The 7674-nt window shown below is 66.0% G+C and carries 4 protein-coding genes; all 4 read right to left on the bottom strand.

Translation table 11 applies throughout. The features are described 5' to 3' along the window. Positions 1–1979, bottom strand: a 1979-nt coding sequence (locus BMY90_RS16355) for a type VI secretion system Vgr family protein (RefSeq protein WP_092705238.1), incomplete at its 3' end; no start/stop codon positions are given. 53 nt (positions 1980–2032) lie between these two features. Beyond that, complete coding sequence (gene tssH, locus BMY90_RS16350; RefSeq protein WP_092705237.1) at positions 2033–4774, bottom strand: type VI secretion system ATPase TssH; 2742 nt, start codon at positions 4772–4774, stop codon at positions 2033–2035. 12 nt (positions 4775–4786) lie between these two features. Further along, entirely contained in the window at positions 4787–5872 is a 1086-nt protein-coding gene (tssG, locus tag BMY90_RS16345; protein ID WP_092705236.1) for a type VI secretion system baseplate subunit TssG, read from the bottom strand. Then, positions 5836–7671, bottom strand: a complete 1836-nt coding sequence (gene tssF / locus BMY90_RS16340) for a type VI secretion system baseplate subunit TssF (RefSeq protein WP_092705235.1) — start codon at positions 7669–7671, stop codon at positions 5836–5838. Before tssF ends, tssG begins: the two co-directional genes overlap by 37 nt. Positions 7672–7674 lie beyond the last annotated feature (3 nt).

Below are 7674 nucleotides of genomic sequence, written 5' to 3'. Positions count from 1 at the left end.
GCGCCTTGCGCCAGCGTGGACAGGGCCGCGCCGTAGCCAAGATCGGCCGCGCGCTGGTTATCGTCCAGATGCTTGAAGTGGCCGAGGGTGAGGGCACTTTCGTAATCGGTGGTGGCGAGCTGGGCGTGGCCTTGGGTTGGCGTGTCGTCGAAGCGCAGTTGGCGGTAGCCGCCACTGCCGCTGGCGCTCTGAGCCAGGTCCTGGCTCTTGAAGCCTGAGAGCACGCCGGCGTGCTCGTTGCCGGTGAACCAGGCCGCGGCGTTGCCCGTGGCGCCGCTGGGGCCGCCGGATTGCTGGTTGAACGGGGCATCCGTATTGCCCTGGCCGTTGTACAGGCTGGCCATGACGATGGGGCGGTCGATGTCGCCTTCCAGATAACCCAGCCACACTTCCTGACCGACGCGCGGCAACGCGACGCTGCCCCAGTTAGCGCCGGCCAGTGGCGTGGTGACGCGCGCCCAGGTGCCGGCGCTGGCGTCGGCGGGAGCGTTGGCATCGCGCGGGTGATCGAGCCGGTTGGCGGCGTTGCCGCCACGCTGCCAGTGTTGTTGCACGATGACGCGATGGTCGCGGTCGGTGTGGATGGGGTTGCCATTGCCCACGACGACGGCACTCTGCGCACCGCTGACGCTGGCGACGGGATGGCGGCGCAGGCCGTAGCCAGCGGGCGTGTGCGGGCGGTAGGTGCGCGCGATGGGCAGGGCGATGAAGGTGTTCTGGTAGAGCGGGGTGTGGTCGTTGGCGACGTCGCCGTTTTTGGCTTCGTTATCGCGGCTCGTTTGGGAGGCTGTCGCGAGCACCCGCCCCTCACCCTGCCCTCTCACACCCGCAAGGGGACTCCCTGGGGTCGCCGCAGGGGGGAGGGTTTGCATCGCGTTGCCGAGCGCTTTTTCGATGGCGCCCTGCACATCCGCATCGAGGTTGTTGCGGGCGTGGTGTTCGACGCGCAGGCAGGCCAGCGCGTCGGCGGTTTGGGTGGGATGATCGACGAGCTGGAAGCTTTGCCCGGGTGCGAGACGGCGCACGCTGCCGCTGCCGTCGATCAAGGCGGAGTCGACGTGACGCGCATCCAGATGTTGTTGCGCGTGGCGCTGGCCGGTGGCGAGGTTGGGCCACGCGTAGGGGCCGGCGGTGTCGTCGTCGGTCGCGTCAACAGCTGGGCCATCGACTTGCGCCTGCGCGGGGCGGGTGGACAGCGTGCGGTAATCCCAACTGGCGCGGGCCAGTTGACCGGTTTGCCAGCGCCGGGCCGGCGCCCAATGCTGGATGGTGTCGTCTTTTTCGGTGGCGTTGCTGCGGTGGTAACGCACGCTGGGGGCACGGCCGGGCTGGAACGCGGTGTTGCTGTCGGCCAGCACCAGGGTGTGCGTGCCCAGGCTGGGCGAAGCGGCATCGCCGGCATGCTCGAACCAGTAGAACACGCCCTCCTCGGCCAGCAGACGCTGGACGAAGGCGGCGTCGGATTCCTGGTATTGCGTGGTCAGGCTGCGCTTGAGGTAGACCGAGCGATCGGCCAACTCCCAGCGCCAGGCCGGCGTCACCACGCCCTGGGTGTAATGGCCGAACACCTGCTCGACGATCTCGATGACGCTGGCATCGTGGAAGGCATAGCTGTCCTGACGAAGATGCAGCAACGACAGCCACGGTTCGATCACCAAGGTGTAGCGCGCCATGCCGCCATTGCTGCCCACGCGCTCGAACGCGGTGACGTGGCCATGAAACGGGCGCAGGTCGGTGCGCGAGTCGGCGGTGAGCAGTTCCACCAGCACCGGCGCGCCGAGCAGCGCATCCAGCGGCAGCATGGCGTTGGGCGACAGTGCGCTCAGCTCGAAGCGGAAGCCGCCCTGGTCCACCGCCTCCCAGCCGTCCAGCCGCTCGGCCACCAGTACGTCGCTGCCCAGCGGCGTATGCAGGCGCAGCAGGCGGTTGCTCTGCCGTACCGAGCCCCAGAGAAGTTGCAGAATGTCCGTCGCTGCCATGTCGTTGCGTCCTGCTCGAATGTCCGGAATCGTGGGTGACTTCAGTCGGGGTCTTACTTCAGCGAATACTTGAAGGCGCCGTGCTTGTCTGCGCCGACCTTGATCTTGACGATCGCGCCGCCTTCGGCCATGCGCGCCAGCACGCTGTCGGCCACCTCGGGCAACAGGCTGCCGTTCAAGATGTGGTCGACGTTGCGCGCGCCCGAATCCACTTCGGTGCAACGCGCCAGCACGGCATCCACCAGCGCCTCGTCCCAGGCGAATTCGGCCTGGTGGTTGGCGGCCACGCGCTGGCCGATGCGGTCGAGCTTGAGGCGGATGATCTGCGCCAGCACGTCGTCGCTGATCGGGTAATACGGAATCACCTTCATGCGACCGAGGAAGGCCGGCTTGAACGCCTTGTACAAAACCGGGCGCAGCAGCTCGGCCAGCGCGTCGGCATCAGGGAGTTCCTCGGCCGGCTTGTTGAGGCAGGCCTGCATGATCTCGCGCGAACCGACGTTGCTGGTGAGGATGATCAACGTGTTGCGGAAGTCGATCTCGCGGCCTTCCGCGTCATCCATCACGCCCTTGTCGAACACCTGGAAGAACATCTCCAGCACGTCCGGGTGAGCCTTCTCGATTTCGTCCAGCAGCACCACCGAATACGGGCTGCGGCGCACCGCTTCGGTAAGCACGCCGCCTTCGCCGTAACCGACGTAGCCGGGCGGCGAACCCTTCAGCCCGGAAACCGTGTGGGCTTCCTGGTACTCGCTCATGTTGATGGTGATGAGCTTGCGCTCGCCGCCGTAGAGAATGTCGGCCAGTGCCAAGGCGGTCTCGGTCTTGCCCACGCCGGAAGGGCCGACGAACAGGAACACGCCCTTGGGCTTGTTCGGGTCTTCCAGGTTGGCACGCGCGGTGCGCACGCGCTGGGCAATGGCTTCGAGTGCGTGGTCCTGGCCGATCACGCGCGCCTGCAATGCGGGCTTCAACTGGCGCACGGTGCGGATTTCGTCCTTCACCATCTTGCCCAGCGGAATGCCGGTCCACGCGGCGACGATTTCGGCGATGACGATGCCGTCGACCTGGATCGGAATCAGCGGGGCTTCGCCTTGCAGTGCGGCCAGCTCGTCGTAGAGTTGCTGCAGTTTGGCCTTGCCCGGGTGCACGTCGGCAGGCTTGCTCGCGCTTTTCTTCTTCTTTGCGGCAGCAGGTTTGTCGGCCTCGGCAACTGGCGTATCGATGGTGGCCTCGGGTGCGACGGCGGTGCCCGCTTCCAGCTCGTTGCGCAACGCCTTGATCTGCTCGACCACGGCACGCTCGGCTTCCCAACGCTGCTCGTCGGACGCCAGCTTCGCTTGCACCTCGGCTTGCTGCGCTCGCAGCGCAGCAAGGCGCTTGTCATGCGTGCTGCCGGCGGCCTCTTCGCGCTCCAGCGCACCGACTTCGGCGGCCAGCCGGGCGAGCTGTTTGCGTGCGTCGTCGATCGCGGCGGGCGTGGCGGTCTGCCCCAGCGCCACGCGGGCGCAAGCGGTATCGAGCACACTGACGCCCTTGTCCGGCAATTGGCGGCCAGCGATATAGCGATGCGATAGGCGGCAGGCTTCGGTGACGGCTTCGTCGAGAATGCGCACGTTGAAGTGCTTTTCCATCAGCGGCACCATGCCGCGCAACATCGCGGCGGCCAGTTCCTCGCTGGGCTCTTCGACCTTGATGACCTGGAAGCGGCGGGCCAACGCGGCGTCTTTCTCGAAGTACTTCTTGTATTCGCCCCAGGTGGTGGCGGCAATGGTACGCAGCTCGCCGCGCGCCAGCGCAGGCTTGAGCAGATTTGCCGCGTCGTTCTGGCCGGCCGAGCCGCCGGCACCGATCATGGTGTGCGCCTCGTCGATGAACAGGATGATCGGCTTCGGGCTTTTCTTCACTTCATCGATCACGTTTTTCAGGCGGTTTTCGAACTCGCCTTTCACGCTGGCACCGGCCTGCAGCAGGCCCATGTCGAGCGTGTGCAGCTCGACTCCCTCCAGCGGCGGCGGGACGTCGCCGTCGGCGATCTTCAGGGCCAGGCCTTCGACCACGGCGGTCTTGCCCACGCCGGCTTCGCCGGTGAGGATCGGGTTGTTCTGGCGGCGACGCATCAGGATGTCGATGGCCTGGCGGATCTCGGTGTCGCGCCCGACCACCGGATCGAGTTTGCCGTCGCGCGCGCGCTGGGTAAGGTTGGTGGTGAACTGGTCCAGCGCGGGCGTCTTGCCCAACGCGTTCGGCGCAGGTGCCGCAGCATCGCCTTCGTCGCCCTCGCCGGCCTGCGCATCGGCAAAGCCCACGCTTTCGCCGGCTTCGCTCGAGCCCCGGGTGAGTTTGGCGAAATCGTGCTTGATCTCGTCCAGCTTGAACCGTGCGAACTGCGCCGAGGCACGCTGCGCCAGTTGCGCCAGTTCAGCCTGGGTAAGCAGCGCCAGCAGCAGATGACCGCTGCGAATGCGAGTGGTGTGCGAGTCCAGCGACGCAATCAGCCAGGCATGCTCGAACAGCGTCGGCAGGCGCGAGGAGAACACCGGGGTGCGCGTATTGCCATCACGGAAACGCGAAATCTCGGTGGTGAGGTCGCGCTCCAATTGTTCCAGGCTCACGCCGCTGTGGCGGGCGATAACGGCAAAGTCGCTGGCCGACTGTTCCAGCAGCGCCAGGAACAGATGCTCCAGATCCACCTCGTAATGCCCGCGCGCCATGCACAGGTTGGCGGCGCGTTCCGCGGCATGGCGGCAGGTATCGTCCAGTTTGCCGATCAGGGTCTTGAGGTTGATGCTCATCCGGTGAGTGCCTTAGTTCAGAGTGTGTACGAGATAGCTGGCGTCGGCGCGATGGTCGTTCGCGGGCTGGGTATTGACGATGGCATCCCAGCCAAGCCGGCCGCCGTTGAGAGGCGTGAGCCCGGTGGAACGCACGTCGTCCTTGTGCAGCACCAGGCGCACTTCGTATTCGAGTGAGTCGCCACCCAGCAGGGTCAGCCACTTGGCCAGTGCCGCAGAGGCCTTGCCGCCGGGCAGGAATTCCTCGAAACGCGCGCGCCGCAGCGGACCGACCCACAGGCGCATGCGCAGGTCGCGCTGCCATACGCGCTCGCCGGACAAGGCATTGCGGCCGAGCACGGCATTGCCTTCGCCCAGGCGTGAACGCTGTTCGGGGGGCACCGCGTACCACGCACCCACGAATTGCTCCAGCCGGATATCGGCGTCGAAGTACTCGCGCAACATGCGCTGCAGGAAGGCCGCGGACAACGGGCGCTGGCCGATGCCGGCGCTGTAATAGGCGATGGCCTGGTCGAATACCGCACCTTCGCCTTCCGCCAGGCGTGAACGCAATGCCGGCGAACCCATGCCGGCCAGCGACATTACCAGCGGCAGGAAGCGCTCGCGCTTGTCCAGTTCATACTGGAACGCCAGCCGGTACTTCTTCCACGCGCCGTAAAACAAGGCCATGGCGCGGTTGTTGAAGATGTCGAGGAAGGCGCGCGCGGCATGGTCGCGGTGATAGGTCTCCCGCTCGCCAAGCTGCTCGGTATAGCCGTACGGCAACACGCCACGCCCACCCAGCATGCCCATGAAGGCCGGGGTGAGGTCGACTTCCGCCAGCGCATTCCAGGCCGGCGACTGGCCATCCTCGGACATCGGCAGCGGCGTGTCGTCCGCGGCATAGGCGCGCAGCTGCTCGATTTCGCTGGCCGGGAAACCCATCGACAAGGTGTTGCGGAAACGCAGCTTGCGCGTCACCACGTCCTGCGGACGCGCACCGTTGCGCACGAACAAGTGCTCCAGTACGCGCACGGCCTGGAAAAACTGGAAGCGATGCGGCGCGTCGAGCAGCCGCTGCGCTACACCAGGGTCGATTCGCCGCTTCGCGCCGGACATCGGATCAGTTCCTCGCCGCTGCGACTGGACAGCAGGACAAGTTGGGTGAAGCTGTTGGCGTGCACGTACAGCCCGAAGAAATGGTCGAGCACGCTCGCGAACGCATGAATGCCGGTACCGACGAAATGATCCTCGTCGATGCCGATGCGGATTTCCGTGCCACGGGCCACGCTGGCGAAATGCCGGCCGGGCAGCCACGTGGTCACGGCTCGGTGTTCCAGGCTGGCGATGCCGTCGATCTGCCGCGCCGACGTAGCCGAGCGCGGCAGGTCGTACAGGCGCAGCATTTCCTTCAACGCCGTGGCGCCCCCTTCGACCAGCGAGATGTGATTCAGCGACAAGTGCGAAATCAGTCGCCACTGTGCGCCGCGGCCCGTGTCGAAACGCAGCGACGCGGTAGGTTTGCGCAACAGCGAAATGCTGCGCGCCACCGAACCGCCTTCCATGGTGAGATCGCCACCAGGCACGCCATAGGCCAGCTGCGATGGCAGGTCGCGATTGCTGCAGGTCAGCTCCAGGCTGAGCACGTCGGTCTTGGGCGTCACCGGGTCGAAATTCACGTCCACCATCGACAGCTCCAGCTCGTAGCCGGGGCTCTGCTGGGCCACCGCATCATTGCGGGTAGCCACCCAGTAATGCTCGGTTCGCTCGGGATTCTCACCGTGGCGCAACGAATAGAACGGGCGGAATTCGACGACGGACTCGCCTTGCGCGGTCTGCTGCACGCGCGCCACGCTGTCGATCGCGTGTACTTCGTAGGCGTAAGCGCGGCGGGCGTCGGCCACCACCGGATAGGACGTGCTGGTGTGGGTGACGCGAATCGGCTCGGCATGCTGCTGGAACAGATTGACCACCGGCGTGCAGCCAAGCAGCACGTTGGCCGGCGCCAGTCCTTCGAGCAAACGCGCCGGTACCGAATCGGAAGCCACGTCGCGCAGGATCAGGTGCAGCGCGAACTGCTTGCCACCGAGGGCACCAGCGCGGCGCAAGTCGATGTCGAAGAAACCGAACTTCTCGGGGAAGGCGAACAGTTCGGTCAACAGGCGATACGCCGGGTGCGAACGCGCCGGGTAATCGATCAGCGCCTCGTCGTCGGCCATGCCGACCGGCGCGAACGGATTGCCATCCAGGCGCGTCCAGCGCCCGCCGTCGCCCGCCTCCACGTAGGCGCGATCCACCTTCAACGCGAGCGTGTCACGCAATACCGCGCAGAACGAGGGCTCGCCATCGATGAACACGCGCGCCCGCTCCACGCCAAGAGCGCCCAGCGATGCGTGCTGGGACTGCAGTTCGAAACGCAGCGTGATCTGTGCACACGACTGCGCCGGCAGGCGTACATGCGGCGGCACCTGGGCCACCGGCTGGAATTGCGCTGCGGCAATGCGCAGCGGTGTGAGATGGACGTCGTAGGCAGTGCGGAAGCGACACGGTCCGCCACGCACCGGGCGCGACAACAGTTCGGTGCCACGCGGAATCGATACCGGTGCCGACAACTGCGCCCCGGACTTGCCGAGATCGAAGTGCGCGATCGAGCAGGAGGGAAACGGGCGCAGGTAGTGCGGGTAAAGCACTTCCAGCAGCGCCTCGGTGAACTCGGGGTAGTCGTCCTCGATCTTCTTGGAGATGCGCGCGCCCATCAGTGCAAACGACTCGATCAGTCGCTCGACATGCGGGTCTTCGCTGATGTCGCCGACCAGCAACAATCGTCCAGCGATCTTCGGATAGCGTTCGGCAAAATCCCGCGAATATCGCCGCAGGAATGCCAGTTCACGCTCGTAGTAGGGCAGCAGGTCTTCCATGGG

Source organism: Rhodanobacter glycinis (assembly GCF_900114325.1).
GTDB classification, from domain to species: domain Bacteria; phylum Pseudomonadota; class Gammaproteobacteria; order Xanthomonadales; family Rhodanobacteraceae; genus Rhodanobacter_A; species Rhodanobacter_A glycinis.
This window is presented reverse-complemented; position numbering and strand designations above follow the sequence as displayed.

Coding starts and splice junctions, on each gene's coding strand:
- tssH (WP_092705237.1), bottom strand. CDS start 4,774: ATGAGCATCAACCTCAAGACCCTGATCGGCAAACTGGACGATACCTGC.
- tssG (WP_092705236.1), bottom strand. CDS start 5,872: ATGTCCGGCGCGAAGCGGCGAATCGACCCTGGTGTAGCGCAGCGGCTG.
- tssF (WP_092705235.1), bottom strand. CDS start 7,671: ATGGAAGACCTGCTGCCCTACTACGAGCGTGAACTGGCATTCCTGCGG.